Origin of the sequence: Bradyrhizobium cosmicum (assembly GCF_032290525.1) — a bacterium.
In the GTDB taxonomy this organism is placed as follows: Bacteria; Pseudomonadota; Alphaproteobacteria; order Rhizobiales; family Xanthobacteraceae; genus Bradyrhizobium; species Bradyrhizobium cosmicum_A.
The window spans coordinates 1-234 of the sequence record NZ_JASXTA010000619.1 but is presented as its reverse complement, the minus strand read 5'-3'; the positions used below and the strand labels follow the sequence as shown (position 1 = coordinate 234).

General features: G+C 53.8%; 1 protein-coding gene. It reads right to left on the bottom strand.

Annotated elements, in window-relative coordinates:
* Positions 1-50: 50 nt before the first annotated feature.
* Positions 51-234 (bottom strand): hypothetical protein (locus QSV46_RS41135; protein WP_314964538.1); only part of this gene is annotated, 184 nt, incomplete at its 5' end.

Below are 234 nucleotides of genomic sequence, written 5' to 3'. Positions count from 1 at the left end.
CCACATAACCGTGAACGTGAGCACCGCCAGATAGTAGGCTTCACCCTCGCTCACGCTTTCACACTCTCCTTTAGCCGGTACGTATGGTTGGGGTCACACAAGTAGCAGCCCTTGCCGCCCTGATAACCGTGACCGCACTCTTCAAGGTGTCCACCTTCCGGCAAACTTGAACGTTGGCCATCTTGAACATCTGGCTTATCTATGCCGGATTTCCGTGTTTGTGTGCCTTCAACC